Source organism: Georgenia deserti (assembly GCF_042680605.1).
Classification (GTDB): domain Bacteria; phylum Actinomycetota; class Actinomycetes; order Actinomycetales; family Actinomycetaceae; genus Allobogoriella; species Allobogoriella deserti.
Genome location: NZ_JBHUEE010000003.1, coordinates 1 through 18,990, shown reverse-complemented (window position 1 = coordinate 18,990; position 18,990 = coordinate 1). Strand labels below are relative to the sequence as shown.

General features: G+C 70.1%; 16 protein-coding genes, 1 tRNA gene and 1 pseudogene. 8 read left to right on the top strand and 10 right to left on the bottom strand.

The genetic code is table 11. The features are described 5' to 3' along the window. The first annotated feature begins 48 nt into the window (after positions 1-48). Genes ACFSE6_RS06935 through ACFSE6_RS06920 form a run of 4 tightly spaced genes read left to right on the top strand, consistent with a single transcriptional unit; the run spans position 49 to position 4,561 of the window. Positions 49-1,599, top strand: coding sequence for a sugar ABC transporter ATP-binding protein (locus tag ACFSE6_RS06935; protein ID WP_388004105.1), 1,551 nt, complete (start codon positions 49-51; stop codon positions 1,597-1,599). Then, positions 1,596-2,588: an ABC transporter permease gene (locus ACFSE6_RS06930; RefSeq protein WP_388004102.1), complete on the top strand. Its 993-nt coding sequence runs from the start codon at positions 1,596-1,598 to the stop codon at positions 2,586-2,588. The genes ACFSE6_RS06935 and ACFSE6_RS06930 overlap by 4 nt, the downstream gene beginning before the upstream one ends. Next, positions 2,585-3,676, top strand: a complete 1,092-nt coding sequence (locus ACFSE6_RS06925; protein ID WP_388004099.1) for an ABC transporter permease — start codon at positions 2,585-2,587, stop codon at positions 3,674-3,676. Before ACFSE6_RS06930 ends, ACFSE6_RS06925 begins: the two co-directional genes overlap by 4 nt. 27 nt (positions 3,677-3,703) lie before the next feature. After that, positions 3,704-4,561, top strand: coding sequence for a sugar phosphate isomerase/epimerase family protein (locus ACFSE6_RS06920; RefSeq protein ID WP_388004096.1), 858 nt, complete (start codon positions 3,704-3,706; stop codon positions 4,559-4,561). 26 nt (positions 4,562-4,587) lie between these two features. Here the strand turns inward: ACFSE6_RS06920 and ACFSE6_RS06915 are convergent, their stop codons facing one another. Then, positions 4,588-5,409 carry an SDR family NAD(P)-dependent oxidoreductase gene (locus ACFSE6_RS06915; RefSeq protein ID WP_388004093.1) on the bottom strand — a complete coding sequence of 274 codons (822 nt, stop codon included), beginning with the start codon at positions 5,407-5,409 and terminating at the stop codon, positions 4,588-4,590. Further along, positions 5,406-5,849, bottom strand: coding sequence for an OsmC family protein (locus tag ACFSE6_RS06910; protein WP_388004090.1), 444 nt, complete (start codon positions 5,847-5,849; stop codon positions 5,406-5,408). Before ACFSE6_RS06910 ends, ACFSE6_RS06915 begins: the two co-directional genes overlap by 4 nt. Positions 5,850-6,032: 183 nt before the next feature. Here ACFSE6_RS06910 and ACFSE6_RS06905 point away from each other — a divergent pair. Then, positions 6,033-6,105: transfer RNA gene (locus ACFSE6_RS06905), tRNA-Arg, on the top strand. Positions 6,106-6,173: 68 nt separating this feature from the next. Here the strand turns inward: ACFSE6_RS06905 and ACFSE6_RS06900 are convergent. After that, entirely contained in the window at positions 6,174-7,139 is a 966-nt protein-coding gene (locus ACFSE6_RS06900) for a sulfite exporter TauE/SafE family protein (protein WP_388004087.1), read from the bottom strand. Positions 7,140-7,285: 146 nt separating this feature from the next. Here ACFSE6_RS06900 and ACFSE6_RS06895 point away from each other — a divergent pair. Then, positions 7,286-8,251 (top strand): annotated as a pseudogene (locus tag ACFSE6_RS06895) (cation diffusion facilitator family transporter). 9 nt (positions 8,252-8,260) lie between these two features. Here ACFSE6_RS06895 and ACFSE6_RS06890 read toward each other — a convergent pair. Further along, entirely contained in the window at positions 8,261-9,457 is a 1,197-nt protein-coding gene (locus tag ACFSE6_RS06890) for an LCP family protein (protein WP_388004084.1), read from the bottom strand. A gap of 73 nt (positions 9,458-9,530) precedes the next feature. On the opposite strand from ACFSE6_RS06890, the gene ACFSE6_RS06885 reads away from it, so the two are divergent. After that, on the top strand, positions 9,531-9,989 hold the full coding sequence (locus tag ACFSE6_RS06885; protein WP_388004081.1) for an RrF2 family transcriptional regulator: 459 nt from the start codon (positions 9,531-9,533) through the stop codon (positions 9,987-9,989). A 149-nt stretch (positions 9,990-10,138) separates the two neighbouring features. Further along, positions 10,139-11,062, top strand: a complete 924-nt coding sequence (locus tag ACFSE6_RS06880) for a sulfite exporter TauE/SafE family protein (protein ID WP_388004078.1) — start codon at positions 10,139-10,141, stop codon at positions 11,060-11,062. A 6-nt stretch (positions 11,063-11,068) separates the two neighbouring features. Here the strand turns inward: ACFSE6_RS06880 and ACFSE6_RS06875 are convergent, their stop codons facing one another. From ACFSE6_RS06875 to ACFSE6_RS06850, 6 genes are all read right to left on the bottom strand, one after another. Then, positions 11,069-11,401 carry a cupin domain-containing protein gene (locus ACFSE6_RS06875; RefSeq protein ID WP_388004075.1) on the bottom strand — a complete coding sequence of 111 codons (333 nt, stop codon included), beginning with the start codon at positions 11,399-11,401 and terminating at the stop codon, positions 11,069-11,071. Positions 11,402-11,481: 80 nt separating this feature from the next. Continuing rightward, the gene (locus ACFSE6_RS06870; RefSeq protein ID WP_388004072.1) at positions 11,482-11,970 is read right to left on the bottom strand and encodes a nitroreductase/quinone reductase family protein; all 489 of its coding nucleotides are present in this window, start codon (positions 11,968-11,970) and stop codon (positions 11,482-11,484) included. A gap of 108 nt (positions 11,971-12,078) precedes the next feature. Continuing rightward, positions 12,079-12,990 carry a carbohydrate ABC transporter permease gene (locus tag ACFSE6_RS06865; RefSeq protein WP_388004069.1) on the bottom strand — a complete coding sequence of 304 codons (912 nt, stop codon included), beginning with the start codon at positions 12,988-12,990 and terminating at the stop codon, positions 12,079-12,081. Then, the gene (locus ACFSE6_RS06860) at positions 12,987-13,925 is read right to left on the bottom strand and encodes a carbohydrate ABC transporter permease (RefSeq protein WP_388004066.1); all 939 of its coding nucleotides are present in this window, start codon (positions 13,923-13,925) and stop codon (positions 12,987-12,989) included. The genes ACFSE6_RS06865 and ACFSE6_RS06860 overlap by 4 nt, the downstream gene beginning before the upstream one ends. After that, entirely contained in the window at positions 13,925-15,376 is a 1,452-nt protein-coding gene (locus tag ACFSE6_RS06855; protein WP_388004063.1) for an extracellular solute-binding protein, read from the bottom strand. Before ACFSE6_RS06855 ends, ACFSE6_RS06860 begins: the two co-directional genes overlap by 1 nt. A gap of 1,098 nt (positions 15,377-16,474) precedes the next feature. After that, the gene (locus ACFSE6_RS06850; RefSeq protein ID WP_388004060.1) at positions 16,475-18,859 is read right to left on the bottom strand and encodes an HNH endonuclease signature motif containing protein; all 2,385 of its coding nucleotides are present in this window, start codon (positions 18,857-18,859) and stop codon (positions 16,475-16,477) included. Positions 18,860-18,990 lie beyond the last annotated feature (131 nt).

Sequence of the window (18,990 nt, the reverse complement as noted above, 5' to 3'; positions counted from 1 at the left end):
GCAGCCGGCCCGCGTGAGCGCGGGCGGGCTGCCGCGGAGGACGCATTCATGCAGACGCGTGAGGAGACGCAGCCGCTGCTGTCCCTGCGGGACATCAGCAAGCGGTTCGGCGGTGTCCGGGCGATCCGCCACGCCGATCTGGAGCTGCGGCCCGGGCAGGTGCACGCGATCGTCGGGGAGAACGGTGCCGGCAAGTCGACTCTGATCAAGATCCTGTCCGGTGCGGAGCAGCTGGACACCGGCACGATCACGCTCGACGGCGAGGCCATCGGGATCCGGACCCCCGCGGACGCGATCGAACGTGGTATCGCGACCGTGTACCAGGAGTCTCAGCTCTTCGGCGAGCTCACGGTCGCGGAGAACATCTTCATCGGCCGGGAGCTGCGGCGCGGGCCACGGGTGGACTGGGCCGAGCAGAACCGCCACGTCGTCGAACTGCTCGGTCGCCTCGACCTGCCCGCGGACATCGCCACCCGCGCGGTGGGCACTCTGTCCGCCGCCGAGCAGCAGCAGGTCTCGATCGCCAAGGCGCTCTCACGCGACGCGCGCGTGCTCATCCTCGACGAACCCTCCGCCATCCTCACCCAGGCCGAGATCGACGTGCTCTTCCGGGCGATCCGGCGCCTGACCGACCAGGATGTGGCGATCATCTACATCTCGCATCGCCTCGACGAGCTGTTCTCCATCGCCGACGTCGTCACGGTGATGCGGGACGGCCGGACCCTCGGCACCTACGACCTCGCCGAGATGGACGTGCGCCGTATCGCCGAGCTCATGGTCGGCGGCGAAGTCCTCGAGAGCAGCCGGGACCGGCGCGGGACCAGGGGCCAGCCGCGCCTGTCCCTGCGGGGCCTCGGTTCCTCGGGCCGGTTCCATGACATCGACCTCGACGTCGCTCCCGGCGAGGTGGTCGTGCTCTACGGACTCATCGGATCCGGCGTCGCCGAGATCGCCTCGGCCGTCTACGGGGTGGACCCGATCACCGCCGGCGAGCTGATCCTGGAGGGCCGGCGCGTGCGGCCCCGCTCACCGCGGCACGCCCGCAGCCTCGGGATCAACCTGCTGCCGGCCAACCGCAAGGCCGCGGGGATGTTCAGCTTCCAACCGGTCGCGTTCAACATCTCCGTCGGGAATCTCCGGTACTTCCGGCGGCTCGCGGTCTGGCTGGACCGCGATCGTGAACGCACGGCGGCGCGCGGTCTCATCGACCGGCTGGCGATCAAGACGCCGGACGAGCGCACCCACGTCGGCAATCTCTCCGGCGGCAACGCGCAGAAGGTCGTCCTCGCGCGCCAACTCGTCGAGCGCCCCCCGGTCCTCGTCCTCGCCGAACCCACCCAGGGCGTCGATATCGGTGCCAAGGAGGAGATCCACCGGATCATCGCCGAACTCGCCGACGCGGGCACCGCCGTCCTCGTCACCAGCTCCGACCTCGGGGAGGCGATCCGTATCGCCGACCGCCTCGTCGTCGTCCGCGAGGGCACCGTCTTCGCAGAGTTCCCGCCGCACGCCCGCCAGTCCGAGGTGCTGGCGGCCGCCGCCGGTGAGCGGAGCGGCACCGACGGCGGGTCGGCCGCCCAGGGGGAGGCACCGTCATGACCACGCTTACGACCGGCCGGGGCCGTCGGCGCATCCTGCCGCCGCCGGTGACCGGCCAGGAGCTCGTCCTCATCGGCGTCATCGCCGCACTGTGGCTGATGCTGACGCTGGTGACGCCTTCGTTCGGGACGGCGGCGTCCCTCCAGCCGCTTCTCGTGCGGTTGGCGCCGGTGGCGGTGATCGCCGTCGGCATGACCCTGGTCATCGTCAGCGGAGGCATCGACATCTCGGTCGCTGCCTCGCTCATGGTCTGCAGCGTGGTGACGGCGAAGCTGCTGGTCGGCACCGGCCTGCCGATGCTCCCGGCGTTGCTCGTCTCCCTGGGCCTGGGCGGACTGCTCGGCGCGATCAACGGGTTGCTCATCGTCTACGGCCGGGTCCACGCCATCATCATCACCTTCGGCACCGCGAACCTGTTCCAATTCATCGGTCTGCGGATCTTCGACTCCCAGACGGTGAACAACATCCCCGCCGCCTTCGCCTTCCTCGGCCGCGGCGAGGCCGGGCGTACCCTCGGTGTCCCGCACAGCTTCCTGCTGATGCTGCTCATCGTCGCCGCGGCGTGGTGGTACATCCGGCACATGCCGAGCGGCCGTCACTTCTACGCGATCGGCGGCGATCAGCGCTCGGCCCGCCTCGCCGGCATCCCGGTCGGCCGGCGGATCATGAGTGCCTATGTCCTCACCGGCGTGCTGGTCGGCCTCGCCGCCTGCATGACCCTCGCCGGGGGTACCTCGACCCTGGACCAGAACGTCGGCCGCGGGCAGGAGCTCGCGGTGATCGCCGCCGTCGTCATCGGAGGTACCTCGATCACCGGCGGCCGCGGCTCGGTCCTCGGCAGCGTCCTCGGAGCGCTGCTGGTCCAGACGGTGCGCTCCGGTGTGACACAGCTCGGCTGGCCGTCCCAGCTCGCCAATCTCTTCGTGGGTCTGTGCATCGTCATCGCCGTCGGCACGGACCTGATGCGGGAACGGAGGCGTGCCCGATGACCACCACGACCAGCTCCCCGGCGCCGGCGCCGGGTGGGGCCGCCGACGAGCGCGAGTCGCTCGCCGCTCGGCTCCTGCGCACCCTGCTCACCCAGCGGCTGGCACTGCTCGCGGTGCTCATCGCCGTCGTCCTCGCCGTGATGTTCAGCCTGGACGCCGCGGGCCGGCTCTCCGCCAGCTACAACTTCGACTACATGTCCGCGGTGCTCATCAACGCTGTTCCGCTGACCATGCTGGCGCTGGCCGAGCTCGTCGTCATCCTCACCGGGCGTGGCGCGATCGACTTGTCCGTCGGCTCGATCGTCTCGCTCGCCGGGATGTTCTTCGGGTTCAGCTACGGGGTCTGGGGATGGCCGTTGCCGGTGGCGCTCGTGGCCACGGTGCTGGCGGGGGCGGTCCTCGGCGGGTTCAACGGTTTCCTCGTCGCCGGTCTCGGTTTCCCGCCGCTCATCGCCACGCTCGCGACCTATTACGGCTACTGGTCCATTGCCTTGACCGTGAATGACCAGCGCCCCGTCAACACCGAGCCGATCCAGGGGTTGTACTCGCTCTCCCGGTCGGTGGAGCTGCCTCTCATCGGTCCGTATGTCCCGCTGGTCCCCGGCGGGGTCTTCCTCTTCCTCCTGCCCACCGTCGTCGCCGTGTGGCTGCTGGTCTCGCGTTTCCTCTACGGGCGCAAGCTCTACGCCGTCGGCACGAACGACGTCGCGAGCATGTGGGCGGGGCTGGACGTACGCCGCACCCGCGCCTGGGCGTTCATCATCTCCGGGGCGATCTCCGGTCTGGTCGCCGTCGTCACGGTCTCCCAGTTCGCCTCGGCCCGGCCGGACGCCGGAACGGCCGGGAACGGCATGGCCCTGCCCGCCATCACCATCGCGGTGCTCGGCGGCGTCGCCATCACCGGTGGCATCGGCCGTGTCGCCGGTGTGGTCGGGGCGGCCCTGCTGGTGGTGTGGCTCGATGCCGGCATCCTGCTGCTCTTCGCCGGGAACATTGCCTCGCAGGTTCAACTGCTGGCCCTGGGCCTGATCCTCATCGGTGCGGCCCTACTCAACGGGGTGACCTCGCGCCGGTACGGCACCACCTGACGGCTACGGACACGACAAGGAGTGGTCATGAGATTCGGCATCCACAGCATGGTCTGGGTGGGGGACTGGAGCGAGGCCAGCGCCCGCTTCGCCATCGAGTCGACGGCGAAGGCGGGGTACGACCTCATCGAACTCACCGCCATGGACCCCTCCCAGCTCGACGTCGCCATGACGGCCGAGCTGCTGCAGGAGCACGGGCTGGGCGCGACCGCCTCGCTGGGGCTGGACGCCTCCACCGACGTCTCCAGCGAGGACACCGACATCGTCGCGGCCGGCCGGCGCCGGCTCTTCGACGCCCTGCACCTCGTCCGAGACCTCGGCGGCGACATCCTGTGCGGCGTCATCTTCTCCGCCCTGCACAAGTACCACCAGCCGGTCACGGATCGGGGCCTGGCGAACTCGCAACGGGTCCTCGCCGACCTCGCCGACGAGGCGGCCGCGTCCGGGATCCGGCTCGGACTGGAGTTCTGCAACCGGTACGAGACGAACATCCTCAACACCACGGAGCAGACGCTCGCCTACATCGAGCAGGTCGGCCGCGAGAACGTCGTGGCGCACCTGGACACGTACCACATGCACATCGAGGAGCGGAACATGCGTGACCCGGTCCTCGCCGCGGCCGGCGCCGGCAAGCTCGGCTACGTCCACGTGGGTGAGTCGCACCGTGGTCCGCTCGGGACGGGCAACGTGCACTGGGACGAGTTCCTCCCGGCGTTGCGTGAGGTCGACTACGACGGCGTCGTCACCTTCGAGTCCTTCTCCTCCGAGGTGGTTCACCCGGCGCTGTCGAGCACGCTGGCGATCTGGCGCAACCTGTGGACGGACAGCCAAGCGCTCGCCGCCGACGCGCGCCGCTTCCTCGCCGAGCATCTCGAGCGTCACTGACCCGACCCGCCCCGCCCCGCGACTCGTCACTCGTGTGCCGACTCGTCGATCTCGTGCCGATTGGTCGATCGTGTACGGCTCGGCTCCTCGGTGAGGTACCGCATGAACTGCCGCGGCCCCGCAGTGGCGCCGCCGTCGACCGGCAGCGTCACCCCGGTGATCCACCGGGCGTCGGCCGAACCGAGGAAGGCGATCGCGGCGGCGATGTCCTCCGGCCGGCCCACCCGGCCGAGCGGCACGAGCTCCCGAGCCGCCGCCAGGGCCGCCTGCTGCTCGTCCCACACCCGCGTGCGGATCGTGCCCGGCGCCACCACCGTCACCGTGATGCCGTCGGGCCCGTACCGCACCGCGAGGTTCTGCGCGAGGTTCGACAGGCCGGCCTTGGCCGCGCTGTAGGGCTCTTCCCCGAACGCCGCCAGGCCGTTGACCGAGGAGACCATGACGATGGCGGGGCGTTCGCTACGGCGCAGGAGCGGCACCGCAGCGCGCACGCAGCGCACGACACCGGTGAGGTTGAGATCGATCAGGTCGTTCCAGAACTCGTCCGTCATCTCGGTGAGGTCGTGCATCGGGCGTGATCCGCCGGCCACGGTGACGAGCTGGTCGAGCCGTCCGTATTGCTGTGCGACGGCGGCGAAGGCGTTGTCGACGGCGGAGGAGTCGTGCACGTCGCACGGCACCGCCGTCGCTCGCTCGCCGAGCTCCGTCTCGAGGTGCGCCGCCGCCTCGGCGTCGTGATCGGCGAGGACCACGGTGGCGCCCTCGCCGTGCAGGCGCCGCGCCGCCGCGGCGCCGATGCCGTGAGCTGCGCCAGTGACGAGCGCGATCTGACCGGCGTAGCGCGTCACAGCTCCTCCCGCCCGGCCGCCACGGGAAGCGACGTCGTCGTGGCCGAGCGGAGCGCTACCGACGTACCCGCACGGAGCGTCGCCGGGATCTCCGCGATGGTGTCCACGTGCGCAATGAGGTCGCGCAGCACCTCCTCGTCAGCCTCGCCCGAGAGCTCGACGTCGTAGGTGATGCCGGTGGATGTCGCCGGAGTGCCCGAGAAATCGCCGTCGACATGGACGAGCACCCGATGCAGACGCAGGCCCCGGCCACCGGCCTCCCGGAACAGGTCGTTCGAGATGCACGCGGCGACCGCGAGATGGAGCAGCTCGCCACCGCTGAAGCCCTGCCCGCCGCCACCCGCCGACCGCGGACGGTCCACGACGAGCGTGTACGGTCCCGCGCTACCGAGCGCGGTGACCTGCCCGTCGACGTTGCGTACTTCGACGTCGAACGCCATCGTCTCGCCTCCCTCGCCGTGTGCCGAGCCGTGTGCCGACGCCGCGTGCCACGCATGACCGGCGCCGCGGCCGACCGGATGATCATCCCCGAGAACCATGTCGGTGACCACTCTCACGCGAGGCCCGCTTGGTGGCGGGTGAGCGGTCGCGCTAGAGTCGACCTCGGCCCTTTTCGGGGTCCTGCGCCCGTAGCTCAATGGATAGAGCATCTGACTACGGATCAGAAGGTTGGGGGTTCGAGTCCCTCCGGGCGCGCAGGGAGCTCTCGTCCACGACGTTGGACGAGAGCTTTTTCGTCTGTGGCCAGGCGTGTGTCGAGACGCTCAGACCAGGCGAGCCGGTTCGAGTTCGTCGGGGTCCACCCGGTCCGCGTTCGTCGCGCTGGGCGCCGGGTCCGGAGCGTCCGGAACGGGCCGGGACGCGCCAGTGGCCGAGCGTCGCAGGGTGACGACGACACTCGCCACCCACGCGGCGACCACGAGGACCAGCGCAGACGCGGTCACCGCCGTCGGGAGATCCAGCGCGCCCGAGAAGGTGCGCAGGTTGAGGGCCACGACGAGGAAGCCGATGGTCGCGCCGAGATGCGCCGTCGGGAGTTTGCGGGTCAACCAGGCCGCGAGCGGGGCCGCGGCCATGCCGCCGGCGGCGAGCCCGATCACGAGCGGCCACACCACGGCCATGCCGTCCGGCAGCGTGACCCAGAACCCGATCACGGCCGCTCCGGCGGCGAAGATCTCCCCGACTGAGACCGATCCGACGACCTGGTGCGGCGCGAGCCGAGAGCTGGTGAGCATGACGGGCATGGCCACCGGGCCCCAGCCTCCTCCGCCGACCGCGTTGAGGAATCCGCCGACCAGGCCGGTCGGGGGAGCGGCAACCGTGCGCGGCCGCTGCGCAGCGACGCCGGTGCGCGCCCGTTCGCCGCTCCGGACGAACCGCCATACGATGACGAGGCCGAGGCCGATGAGCAGACCGCTCGTCACCGGTGTCGCGGCATCGAGATTCGCCAGACTCGTCAGGGCCCAGGCGCCGGCGAACCCGCCGATCGCGCCAGGGATGCCGAGTGCCAGTGCCGTCGGCCAGTGCACGTTGCCGAGCCGGTGATGCGCGACGCCGCTGACGACGTCGGAGGCGACCGTGGCGAGGTTGATCGACGCCGAGGCGAGGGCGGGTGCTATCCCCAGGCCGAGGAGGACGGTGGCGGTGATGGTCCCGAAGCCCATCCCGAGGCTGCCGTTGACCATCTGCGCCGCAAATCCCGCGACGACGGCGATGACGAGGAGTCCCACGCTCTTCCCTCAGGGTCGGAGACACGTGCCAATAAAGTCGACTGACTAGATCGTCAATAGCAAGTATGTCGACGTCGCTCAGGGTTGTCTACCCGTGCCTGAGTCACACCTCGGCGTCAGGGAGGGGACGGGCGTAGTTTGACGCCATGGCTGGTGCGGACGTGGCGACCCGAGACCGGAGCGAGGAGGTTTCCGCTATCAGCCTCACCGTGCTCTTGGCGTTCGGTGCCAATCTGCTCATCGCCGTGGCCAAGTCCGTAGCGGCCGTGTTCACGGGAGCCGCGTCGATGGTGGCTGAGGCGGCGCACTCGTGGGCGGACACCGGCAACGAGGTCTTCCTCATGGTGGCGGACCGCCGCGCGGCCCGCCGCGCCGACGCCGACCATCCGGCCGGCTATGGGCGCGAGGCGTACGTGTGATCGATGATGGCCGCCGTCGGGCTGTTCGTCGCCGGCGCGGCGGTCTCGATCATGCACGGCGTTCAGGAACTGACCGAACCGGAGCCGGCGTCGAACTTCGCGGTCGCCTACGTTGTCTTCGCGATCGCGCTGATCTTCGAGGGGACGTCGTTCCTCCAGGCATTCCGGCAGATGCGCCGCGAGGCACGGCAGGTTCGCCGCGACCTCCTCGAGCACGCGCTGCGCACCTCGGACCCGACGTTGCGCGCCGTCTTTGCCGAGGACTTCGCCGCGATCGTCGGCATTCTCATCGCGGCCGGGGGTGTCCTGGCGCATGACCTCACCGGATCCCCGGTGCCGGATGCGCTCGGGTCGATCCTGGTCGGGATCCTCCTGGGCGTCATCGCGGTCATCCTCTTCGACCGCAACCGAGCCTTCCTCGTCGGCGTCGCGCTCGACCCCGATTCACGCCGCGCGGTTCTCGCAGCGTTGCGCGAGCACCCGGAGATCGCTCGGGTGACGCGCTTGCACGTGCAGTTCGAAGGACCGCGACGGGTGCTGCTCGTGGCGAACGTCGACCTCGTCGGTGACGTCCCGGAGCACGAGGTGGGACCTCGGTTGCGGCGGCTTGAGGCGCAGCTCGAGGAGCGCGCGACGGTGGTCGAGGCCGTCCTGTCGATCTCTGCCCCGGACGAGCCGGCAGTCGAGAGTTAACGCCTCGTCTCAGCAGGCGGTGTTGAGGTCCTTGGCCGAGTCGCCGAAACCGTCGTCGGCGGGCGTCTCTTCCGGTGTCGTCTCCTCGCCGGCGGTTTCCTCGGCTTCGGGCTCCTCGTCGCTGGAGTCACCCGTCGGGTCCTCGGGCGAGTAGTCGGTCGCGGCCTCGTCCTCCGCCTCGCCCGCGAGGGGCTCATCGGCTCGCAGGCGCTGCCAGATCTCGTCCGTCTCGTCCGTCCACTGCAGGCGGTTCGTGTCGAGCGGATACGGCTCGGTCGGTGTCGTGACGAACGTGACGTCCTCGGACCTCAGCCCCTGCATCGCGAAGCCGAGACCAGCCAGGTCCGGCAATGAGTTCAGGCTCGGGCTGACGCTCAGTGAGCGCAGCGCCGCCTGAGCCATGCCGTAGAGCTCGGGGGCGTCGAACAGCACATTGTGGGAGAGCACGTCGTCGACGAATGCCGACATCAGGTGCTGCTGACGCTCGATGCGCTCGGGGTCGGTGCCGTCGCCCACGCCGACTCGTGCTCGGGCGTACCCGAGGGCGTCCGTGCCGTCGAGCACCTGCTGCCCGGCGTCGAGGGTCAGTTGCGCCTTCGGGGCGTCGATCGGTTCCGGGATGCAGATGTCGATGCCGCCGAGCGCATCGACCATGTCCACGAACCCACCCATCTCGACGAGAACGAACCCGTCGAGCGTGAGCCCCGTCAGATGCTGGACGAGATTGATGTCGCACGCGACGGCGGACTCGTGGTCCTGCCCGGCCTGCCAGGCGTAGGCGAAGGCGCTGTTGAACATGCCGAATCGTGCGGGGATCACGTCACCGGACGTGGTCCGGCAGTCCGGGATCTCCACCATCGTGTCGCGCGGGACGGAGACGAGTTCGGCGCGCGAGCGGTCGGCGGCGACGTGGGCCACGATGTGCGTGTCGGCGAGCACGGAGGTCTCGTCGTCGACGTGGTTGCCCTCGCCCTGACGGCTGTCGGAGCCGATGATGAGGATGTTCAACGGCTCACCGGCGTTCGGATCACCGGGCTCGTCCGCCTGCCCGTCCGCGTTCGACGGCGCGTCGACGAGGTCGTCGACGTCGATCTCGGTCACCTGGTTACGCAGGTCCGTGACGACGGCGGTCGGCACCGCGAGTGCCAGAGCGAGGACCGCCAGGCCGAGGCGGCCCGCGACGGCGGCGCGCCGAGAGCGGCCCAAGCGACGAGCGTGTCTGGGGTGTTCTTCCTGGTCGGCGCGCACCGGTCCAGGGTAGGCGCGAGAGGATGCAATCATGAGGATTTCTGCCAGAGCCGACTATGCGGTGCGTGCCGCGGCCGAGCTCGCCGCCGCGAGCGAGGACGGCGCCGTCGCCGCCGAGGCGCTCGCGGCCGCGCAGCACATTCCGCACCGATTCCTCGAAGGCATTCTCACCGCGCTGAAGCGTGACGGCATCGTGGCGAGTCGGCGCGGCCCACGCGGCGGGTACCGGCTCGCCCGGCCCGCCGCGGAGATCACGGTGGCAGACGTCGTCCGTGCGGTCGACGGGCCCTTGGTGTTCGTCCGTGGAGAGCGCCCGCCGGAACTGGAGTACGCCGGCGCTGCCGCCGACCTGCCCGCTGTCTGGGTGGCGTTGCGGGCGAACGTGCGTGCGGTGCTCGAGACCGTCACGGTGGCCGATCTCGCTCAACGGGCCATGCCCGACGTCGTCAGGGCGCTGACCCGGGAGGAATCGGCGTGGTCGAACCCGTGACACCAAGACCGGTCGTGACGCTCTAGCGGCGAGGCCGCTCCCTCCTCCTGGCACCGGACATGCCGAGCCAGGTGTTGTTCCCTACTTAAGAGGTCGGGTATAACTGCTTTCGCGCGAACCTCGCCGCGTCCTCCCGGAAGGACTCCCGCATGCAGTCACTCGTCCTCCTCGCGCTCGCCGGGCTCGGCGCCCAGCTCGTCGACGGAAGCCTCGGCATGGCCTACGGCGTCACCTCGACCACCCTGCTGCTCGCCGTCGGCACGAACCCCGCAGCCGCCTCGGCGACCGTCCACCTCGCCGAGATCGGCACCACGCTCGCCTCCGGCGTCTCGCACTGGCGCTTCGGCAACGTCGACTGGTCCGTCGTGCGTCGCATCGCCCTGCCCGGGGCGATCGGCGCGTTCGCCGGGGCGACATTCCTGTCGTGGCTCTCCACCGAGGTCGCCGAACCGGTGATGTCAGTCCTTCTGCTCGGGCTCGGCCTGTACGTCCTGGTGCGGTTCACCGTGCGCGGGTTGCGCACGACCCACCTCGGCCAGCCGTTGCGGCGGCGCTTCCTCGCACCGCTCGGCCTGGTGGCGGGTTTCATGGACGCCACCGGTGGTGGCGGCTGGGGACCGGTCGGCACACCGGCGATCCTCGCGAGCGGTCGGTTGGAACCACGGAAGGTGGTCGGTTCGATCGACACCAGTGAGTTCGTCATCGCGGTCGCCGCCAGCGTCGGCTTCCTCGTCGGACTGGGGACCGCGGGCATCAACCTGTCCTGGGCGCTCGCCCTGCTCGCCGGCGGCCTCGTCGCGGCGCCGATCGCCGCCTGGCTGGTGCGCCACGTGCCCCCGCGCGTGCTCGGTTCCCTCGTCGGCGGGTTCATCGTGCTGACCAACACCCGCACGATTCTTCGCTCGGACTTCGTCTCGGTCACCGCACCGGGCAGCACGGCCATCTACGCCGCCGTCGTGCTCGTCTGGGTGAGCGCGGTGGCCTACTCCTTCCGTGAGCACCGGCGTGCCGGCCGGCTCACCGACGGAGCGGTCGAGCCCGTGGAGGCGGGATCCGAGGCGTCCGCCCAATGAGGCCGGCTACTCGAGCCACTCGGTCTCGAACCGCTCGTGCTCGTGGATGTGGACGGCTTCGTAGAGCTCGCCTTCGCCCAGCGTCTGGAACTTGTGCGGCGTCATCGCCGGGACCACGAGGATCTGTCCGCCGACGGCGACGATCTCGTCCGTGCCGACGGTGAAGCGCGCTTCGCCCGACCGCAGCACGAACGTCTCCGCATACGGATGCCGGTGCAGCCGTGGCCCGACGCCGTCGCGGTCGGTGCGTTCGAAGATCACCGAGACGCGCGAGCCGTAGAGGTACCCCTCGAAGTTGCCGTTCTCGAGCTGCGCCGTCTCGATCACCTGGGCGGACATGACCTCAGCGTCCGCCGTTCCGTCGGGAATGGCAAGAGGGAGCGCGATGCGCCTGGTCGTGGCTACCGGGGCGACCCGGCTCAACGCGGTCCGATCCGAGGCCGGCGTGAGGACGGGGCGGGCGTGAGGACGACGACGGCGGTAGGCGTCGACCGCAGGGCGGCGTAGTCGTCGAGGTTCGGCTCCACCGTCCGCCAGCGTGCCCAGAGGCGGTCGCGCTCCTCGGCCTCCGCGGCACGAGCGAGCACCGGCTGCGGCACCCGGCCCGGCAGGTGCATGGTCGCGGCGGGCGTGGCCCGGAGGTTCAGCCACCACGCGGGTTCCCCCTCACCCCAGCCGTTCATCGCGAGCACGGCGACGTCCTCGCCGTCGGGGAGGTACCCGAGGATCGCGGCGCGCTCCCGACCGGTCCGCCGGCCCGTCGTCGTCAGCCGCAGGGTTCCCCACGGCCGCTTCTCGGAGGGAGTCCACAGGCCCGACCGGCCACCGCTGGCGCGATAGAGGGCCCGGTGCATCCGCCAGGCCGTGGTGACGAACCACCGCGGCGGGACACTGGCTCGTCGGGACATCGGGACTCCTGGGTATCCGGCCGTTGCGACGTCGTCATCCTGGCAGCAGGGTGGCCCGGACGGCATCGGCCGATCGGCCGGTCCTGCCGGCCGGGAAGCCAGGCGGTCTTATCCCTTCACGCCGCCCGTCATGGCGAAGCCGGCGCCGAGCCGGCGGCCCATGAGGAGGTAGAGCACGACGACCGGTAGCGAGTACAGGATCGAGAACGCCGCCAGCTGGCCGTAGGCGATCTGCCCGTACTGGCTGGAGAAGGTGTAGAGGCTCACCGCGGCCGGCAGTTTGTCCGGCGAGAGCAGGAGCATGAACGGCACGAAGAAGTTTCCCCACATCGTCACGAACGTGAAGATCGTGACGACGGCGGTCCCCGGACGCATCAGCGGCAGCACGATCGCCCACAAGGTGCGCATCGTCGATGCGCCCTCGGTCCACGCGCTCTCCTCGAGGTCTTTGGGTACCCCGTCCATGAAGTTCTTGGTGAGGAACATGCCGTAAGGCAGGGACGACGTCGCCAGGAACAGCACCGCACCGAACATCGAGTCGATGAGGTTGACCTGCACGAACATGGCGTACACCGGGATCATCACCGCGGTGATCGGCAGACCGGTGGCGAAGATGATCGTCAGCAGGAACGGTCGCTTGGCCCGGGACTGGTAGCGCGAGAGCGGGTACGCGGCCAGCGCGGAGGAGATCACCGTGATGGCCGTGGCCCCGCCGCACAGCACGAGGGAGTTCCACATCGGGCGGAACGTCGTCTCCTCGTTGAGCACGGCCCGGAAGTTCTCCGTCGACGGCGGATCCGGCCATTGCACGGACAAGGTGGCCTGCGGGTCGAGCGAGGCGAAGATGACCCACAGCAGCGGTACCGAGAACAGGGCGGCGATGAGCACGAGCACGAGGTTCGACACCGCCCCCACGGCACGGCCCCGGACGCCGCCGTTGTCGGACGTCCCTCGTGAGCGGCCGCGCGGTGCGGCCCGTCCGTTCGTGCCGGTCTCGCGTTCGAGCGTCGCGCCGGTCATATCTTCTCCTCCCGGGGCAGGAGCTTGAGATAGACGATGGAGGCCAACCCTCCGATCAGCAGGAGCAGCAGGGCGACAGCGGTGCCGTAGCCGAGCTGGCCGAAGGAGAACGCCTGCTCGTACATGTACAGCGGCAGGGTCTGACTGGAGGTGCCGGGCCCGCCGCCGGTCATCACGAAGATCAGACCGAAGACGGACAGCGTCTGGAGCGTGATGAGCATGAGGTTGGTCATGATCGTGCGGCGGATGATCGGCACCGTCACGAAGAAGAACCGGCGGATCGCGCCGGCGCCGTCGATCTCCGCGGCCTCCTCGATGTCCGGCGAGACTTCGGAGAGGGCGGCGACGTACATGAGCATCGTGAACGCCGTGCCGCGCCAGATGTTGGCGAAGGAAACGGCGATGATCGGCAGCGCGAAGAGCCAGTCCTGCGGCGGGAGGCCGATGGTGGTGAGGATCTGGTTCAGCGAGCCGTCGTCCCCGAGGAAGGTCGTCCACAGGTAGGCGGCCACCACCTCGGGCAGGATCCAGGCCCCGATGACGATCGCGCCGGTGACGGCGACGATCACCTTGGTCGCCCGCCGCATGAGCAGCGCGAGGATCATCCCGAGGATGTTCTGGCCGATGATCGCCGAGACGACGGTGAAGACCACCGTGAGGACCACGGAGTTCCAGAACTCGGGTGTCTCGAAGGCCGTGATGAAGTTGTCGAAGCCGACGAACTCGGTGCGATTGGCGCCCTCGCCGCGCAGGGCGCGGTTGGTGAAGGCCAGGTAGATGCTGTAGCCGATGGGCCCGGCCAGGAAGAGGACGAGGAGCGTGACCGACGGCAGGAGAGGCAGCCCGCGCAGAGCGGTGCGGCGCAGGTTCCGTTCGGGGCGCGGTGCCGGCGGCGCGGTGGTCGTCGCCGGTTCGGTGGCGGTCGGTGCGGCCATCAGCTCGCCTCCGACGTGTTCTCGGGCCCGACGATGTCGCGCACGTCGGCGTCGTAGGCCGCCTGCGCCTGTTCGGGAGTGCCCTGACCGGTCATGACGGTCTCCATGGCGGCCTGGATGGCGGCGGACACCTGGGGGTAAGGGGCGAGTGCCGGCCGGTACTCGGCTTTGTCGACGAGCTCGGTGAAGAAGTCGATCGTGGGGGAGTACCCCTGGTAATCGGGATGGTCCGCGACATCGGAACGGATGGTCACCTGGTTGTCGGCGACCGCGAGGCCCGCCATGTTGTCGGTCGACATCATCTCCTCCAGGAACGACCACGCGAGGTCGGGTTTGCTCGACAGCTGCGGGATTGCCCACGACCATCCGCCGGCGAGGGAGACGACGCCGGGTGCGCTGCCGTCCTGCGTGGGCATCGGCGCGACGTCGATGACGTCCGGCCACTCGGGCCACTCGGCCGCCCCGCCCTCGACCCACGATGAACTGATCCAGCTGCCGTCGAGGTTCACCGCGACGCGGCCCTCCGGCATCCAGGTGTTCTGGACCAACTCGGACAGGTTCGGGTCGAGCGCCTGCCCGATGCCCGGGGTGAGGCGCTCGCTGAAGATCGTGCGGAGGAACTCGAGCGAGTCCAGGAAGCCCTGGCTGCCCAGCACCCACGTCTCGGACTCGGCGTCGTAGAGGCGATCGTCGGTGCCGTAGAGCAGCATCTCGAAGCCTTGCATGCTCGCCTTCTCGCCCTGCGGCTTGCCCGAATAGACGTTGATCGGGATGACGTCCGGCAGCTCGTCCTTGAGTGTGCGCATCGCGTCGAGGATGTCCGTCCAGGTGCTGGGGCGCCACGGGACCGAGAGGCCGGCCTGCTCGAAGAGATCCTGGTTGTACCAGAGGCCGCGGGTATCGGTGTGTGTGGGCACGGCGTAGACCTTGCCGTTCTGCCCCGTGACCGCTTCTTTCCCCGGCTCGTAGAAGTGTTCCCAGTTGTCCCAGCCGGCGATGAAGTCGTCGATGGGTCGGAGATACCCGGCGGCGACGTCGGACTGGAGAATGAAGGTGTCCTCGTAGACGAGGTCGGGGGTGGTGCGCGGCGAGGACATCATGAGCTCGTTCTTGGTGAAGTAGTCCTCCTCGGCGGCGACGAGGGGCACGAGCTCGACCGTCACGTCGGGATGGCGCGTGCTGTAGGCCTCCATCACGCCGGTGAGGTAGTCGCGCATGATGGTGCCGGACCCGAACTGCTGGTAGCTGATCCGGAGCGTGTTGGGCGCGGCGTCGGCGTCGCCGCACGCAGCGAGCGGCAGGACGACGGCGGCTCCGCCGGTGATCCGGAGCATGGTGCGCCGGTCGACACAGGTGCCGAGCACGCCCCGATCGAGCGGTGGCGGCGCGCCGCGTGCGGCACTCGTCCGGTTGCCGCGCCGCCACGGACGACGACGCATCCCACCTCGCATGGAGCCTCCTTTGGCTGCCGGACTCGTCGTCGAACGAGCGTCAACGTACGGTGCGCAGCCGTCTGCAGCGACCCGGACACGCGCAAGAAGGTGGAATTTCGGACGGCGGGCGTGCGGAGGAACCGGTTCGGCGTTGGGTGCCCGGTTCGGCGCTGGGTTCCCGATTCGGCGTTGGGCGACCGGTCCGGCGGGCGGCGACCGGTCCGGCGGGCGGCGCGCCCGGCCCTACGGGCGGCGCGTCGCTCCGAGCCCACGAGGGCAGGTCCCTAAACTGGGTGCTACACAGGTGAAGGCCCCTCGCGAGTAAGGGTCGCGAGGGGCCTTCGGCTTGATCGGTACCGGTGACGCTACCGATCGACCACTCGAGGTCTGCTGGTCCCGACGGCTTCGTCACCCAGCCGCCGTCGGCTGGCGTCGGTCCCGATGGAACCTGCCCGGCCGTTTCGGCGTCCGGATCCTCGACCGAAGCCGAGGTCTCGACCGAAGCCGAGCTTCCCCCGACCTGAGCCGGGTACCCCGCACGCCGGAGACCAGACGCCACAGCGCCGGCCTCGATCCGACCGTCGAGCCGGGAGCTCTCGGGTCAGCCGCCCTTCTCCCGAAGGAGTCGGGTCGGGACCGGCCGGAGGTCTCGTGAGACCTGGACACGATCTCGCAGGAGGCCGTGGCCTGCGCGATGATCGGTCAACCGCGACCGGTCAGATGGACCAGCTTCTCTTGAGTTGTCGGCACCTCCCGGGGGAAGTGCGTAGGAGAAGTTTTATGCCCGTTCACCCCGGGGCGGCAAGGGTTTGCGGGCAATTCACAGGGCAGTCGCGTGTCGTCCACAGACGGGAGCCGACTTGTCCACCGGCGCGGAGAGTTTTGCACCGCCTGTGCACAGGCCCTGTGGAGATCGTGTCGGTAGGAGTCGGGGTGATGTCGCACGTCCGAGGGGCCGGGCGGCGGGTTCGCTCCGGGCGGGGGCGACACGTGCGCGACTGTGGTGTCACACGTGCGGGACTGCGATGTCAGAAGGGCGGTGGCCCATCTGCGCCGGGCGTGTTCGGTGGGGCTTTGATCTCGGTGAGCGTGATCGTCCCGTCGGCTGCTCGTTGGTTAGGTGTGGCCGGTCTGGGTGGTCCATTCGACGGTGCCGTCGGATCGGCGGTGGACGGTCATGGCGCCGGCGGTTTTGATCAGGTGGTCGCGGTCGCAGAGGAGTTCGAGGTCCGCGGCGTTGGTCTGGCCGCCGTGTGCCCAGGGGTGGGTGTGGTCGATCTGGCATTCGTGGGCGGGGACGGCGCACCCGGGTCGGGTGCAGGTGATGTCGCGGTCCTGGATGAGTTCTTGGAGCCCGGCTGGCGGGCGGTAGCGGCGACGACCGAGGTTGAGGGGGACGCCCGTATCCGGGTCGGTGATCATGGCGCGCAGGGTGCCACCGGCGGCCAGGGCGAGTGCGGCGCGGTCGGTGATGGCGCCGTAGCCGGCGAGCGTGGCTGCCGGCGTGGGGACGGCGTCGATGCCGGTGAGCGGGTCGGCGGCACTGGTTGCGCCGGCCTGTTCGTGCTGTCCGGCCAGTTGCTGGGCAGACTCCTGCCCAGTAACTGGGTGGGCAGACTCCTGCCCGGCTGTCGGGTGGGCACCCTTGTGCCCGAGAGCCGCTGGGTGGTCAGGGGTGCGTCTCGAGCCTGTTGTTCCGTGGTCTGGTTCGGGCGGGGCCTGGCGTTCGGAGGGTGTTGTGAGGCGTTGCGCTTCGAGCAGGAGGTCGGCGGGGATGGTGACTCGGATCTGGGGTTTGACCACGGGGAGGTGTTCGCCGCCGCGGCGTAGCAAGGCGGCCAGGAGCGGGGAGATGACGGCGATTTCGGGGATGCCCGGGTCGAGGTCGGGAAAGTGGCCCTGAACCGGGGCCTGGCCGGCCGCATCGGCCGTGCCGGTCGCGCTGGCCGTGCCGGTCGCGCTGGCCGTGCTGGTCGCGCCGGCAGTGTTGTTGCCGGTATCGCCGTCATGATTACTGCGGGCGTGGCCGGCGCTGCGCTGGCCGCCGCCGTGGCCGGCGTCGTGGTCACTGCCGCCGTGGCCGGTGCCGCCTCCGTCGTCGTTGTCGGCGGCCCGGACGTGCGCGTGATCGGCGGCTTGGTTGGTGGCGTCGGCGGGGTTCTCCCCGAGCGCGGCTGTGAGGCCGGGAATGCCCTCGGGTGATGTGTGAGGGCCGGTGGTGCCGGTGAGGATTGCGGCGTGGGTCAGGGCGAGCAGGGCGTCGGCGCGAAGTTGGTCGGTGGTGCGCGGGTCGCCGCCGGCGCGGGCGGAGGTGGCGATCGCGGTCAGGGTCTGATCGATCTGGACGCTGTCGGGGGCGGGCAGGACGGCGGTCAGGGTGGCCATGCCGTCCCCGCGGCTGCGGGTGCGGGTGACGTGTCGTCTGGCGCGGGCGCGGGCGTGACGGTGTTCGGCTTCGACGGGGTCGACCTCGGTGATGCGGTCGTGGATGTCGGTGCGGAGTTTGCCGGCGGGGTTTCCAGCCGCGGTAGGCAGGATGTCTTGTTCGACGGCCCAGGCGACCGGGGTGGGCGACTCGTCCAGTGTGGTGATGATGGTCGTGGCTTTGCGGTAGTCGATCTGTCCGTGTTCGAGGGCGGCGGCGGTGTCAGTGAAGGTGCGTCTCATCCCACGTCCGACGCGGACCAGCGTGATGGCCTCGTGGCGGGAGATCCCGAGCCGGAGGGCGATTTCCTCGCTGGTGGTGTCCACGCCACGGCGTCGGCTGTGCGTGCCGCCGCGCTCGCGGGTGTTGTCCCGGGCGGGGTGATCGAAGAGTCGGGCCGAGCGGGATAGTGCGGCGGCACCGCGGGCGGCGATCGCGCTTGCCCAGGACTGGACACGACGGGCGGCGGCGACCAGTTCGATCACGGCGGTACGGTCGAGCTCGTCGGGGTCCAGATCCGCCAGGGCCGCGGCGAGTTCGGGTCCACCAGGCATCGTGGCCGCGGTCGTGACCGGCACGCCAAGCTGGTCGCCTGCCTCGGCCAGGACCTGCTCACGCGCCCGCCAGGACTGCGCGGCATCGTCGGCGTCTTCGCGGCCCTCGACGGTGGCGCCGGCTCCGCGAGCGGGATCGGTGGCCCGTTCGAGCCGGCGCGCGGGCTCGTCCTGCCCGACCGGTGCGCGTCGGTGATCGAGCCCGGGCTGGTCCGGATGCTCGGCGAACGGGTCCGGACCGAACGGATCGGGGGCGTACCCCTCCAGGCCGGGGCTTTCCGAGACACCGTCCAGGCCGTGGCCGAACATGCTGTCGAAGACCTCCTGGGCCCACGGGTCGCCATCGCCGGCCAGGCGAGCCAGCCCGGGCAGGCCACCGGCTGCTCGGATCGCGCGGGCCTGGTCGACCCGATCGTCCTGACGCCACCGCGCCGCCGCCTCAAGCAGATGCACACACGGGCGCCCACCGAGCCCGTCCTCCGGGCAGCAGTACCCCGCTGCCTGCATCTGCTCCGTCGTCATGTACCGAACACTAGTTCGACCCACTGACATAGGAGGGGGGTGTCCCTATCTCTGCCGTCAAGCGGCGGCGGGGGTGGGTGGGTCGTAGAAGGCGCCGTTGCGGAGCATGGCGTGTAGGACGTCGATGCGAC

Excerpts from the sequence above, each read along its gene's own strand:
- ACFSE6_RS06935 (WP_388004105.1), top strand. The coding sequence starts at position 49 with ATGCAGACGCGTGAGGAGACGCAGCCGCTGCTGTCCCTGCGGGACATC.
- ACFSE6_RS06930 (WP_388004102.1), top strand. The coding sequence starts at position 1,596 with ATGACCACGCTTACGACCGGCCGGGGCCGTCGGCGCATCCTGCCGCCG.
- ACFSE6_RS06925 (WP_388004099.1), top strand. The coding sequence starts at position 2,585 with ATGACCACCACGACCAGCTCCCCGGCGCCGGCGCCGGGTGGGGCCGCC.
- ACFSE6_RS06920 (WP_388004096.1), top strand. The coding sequence starts at position 3,704 with ATGAGATTCGGCATCCACAGCATGGTCTGGGTGGGGGACTGGAGCGAG.
- ACFSE6_RS06910 (WP_388004090.1), bottom strand. The coding sequence starts at position 5,849 with ATGGCGTTCGACGTCGAAGTACGCAACGTCGACGGGCAGGTCACCGCG.
- ACFSE6_RS06885 (WP_388004081.1), top strand. The coding sequence starts at position 9,531 with ATGAGGATTTCTGCCAGAGCCGACTATGCGGTGCGTGCCGCGGCCGAG.
- ACFSE6_RS06880 (WP_388004078.1), top strand. The coding sequence starts at position 10,139 with ATGCAGTCACTCGTCCTCCTCGCGCTCGCCGGGCTCGGCGCCCAGCTC.
- ACFSE6_RS06875 (WP_388004075.1), bottom strand. The coding sequence starts at position 11,401 with ATGTCCGCCCAGGTGATCGAGACGGCGCAGCTCGAGAACGGCAACTTC.
- ACFSE6_RS06870 (WP_388004072.1), bottom strand. The coding sequence starts at position 11,970 with ATGTCCCGACGAGCCAGTGTCCCGCCGCGGTGGTTCGTCACCACGGCC.
- ACFSE6_RS06865 (WP_388004069.1), bottom strand. The coding sequence starts at position 12,990 with ATGACCGGCGCGACGCTCGAACGCGAGACCGGCACGAACGGACGGGCC.
- ACFSE6_RS06860 (WP_388004066.1), bottom strand. The coding sequence starts at position 13,925 with ATGGCCGCACCGACCGCCACCGAACCGGCGACGACCACCGCGCCGCCG.
- ACFSE6_RS06855 (WP_388004063.1), bottom strand. The coding sequence starts at position 15,376 with ATGCGAGGTGGGATGCGTCGTCGTCCGTGGCGGCGCGGCAACCGGACG.
- ACFSE6_RS06850 (WP_388004060.1), bottom strand. The coding sequence starts at position 18,859 with ATGACGACGGAGCAGATGCAGGCAGCGGGGTACTGCTGCCCGGAGGAC.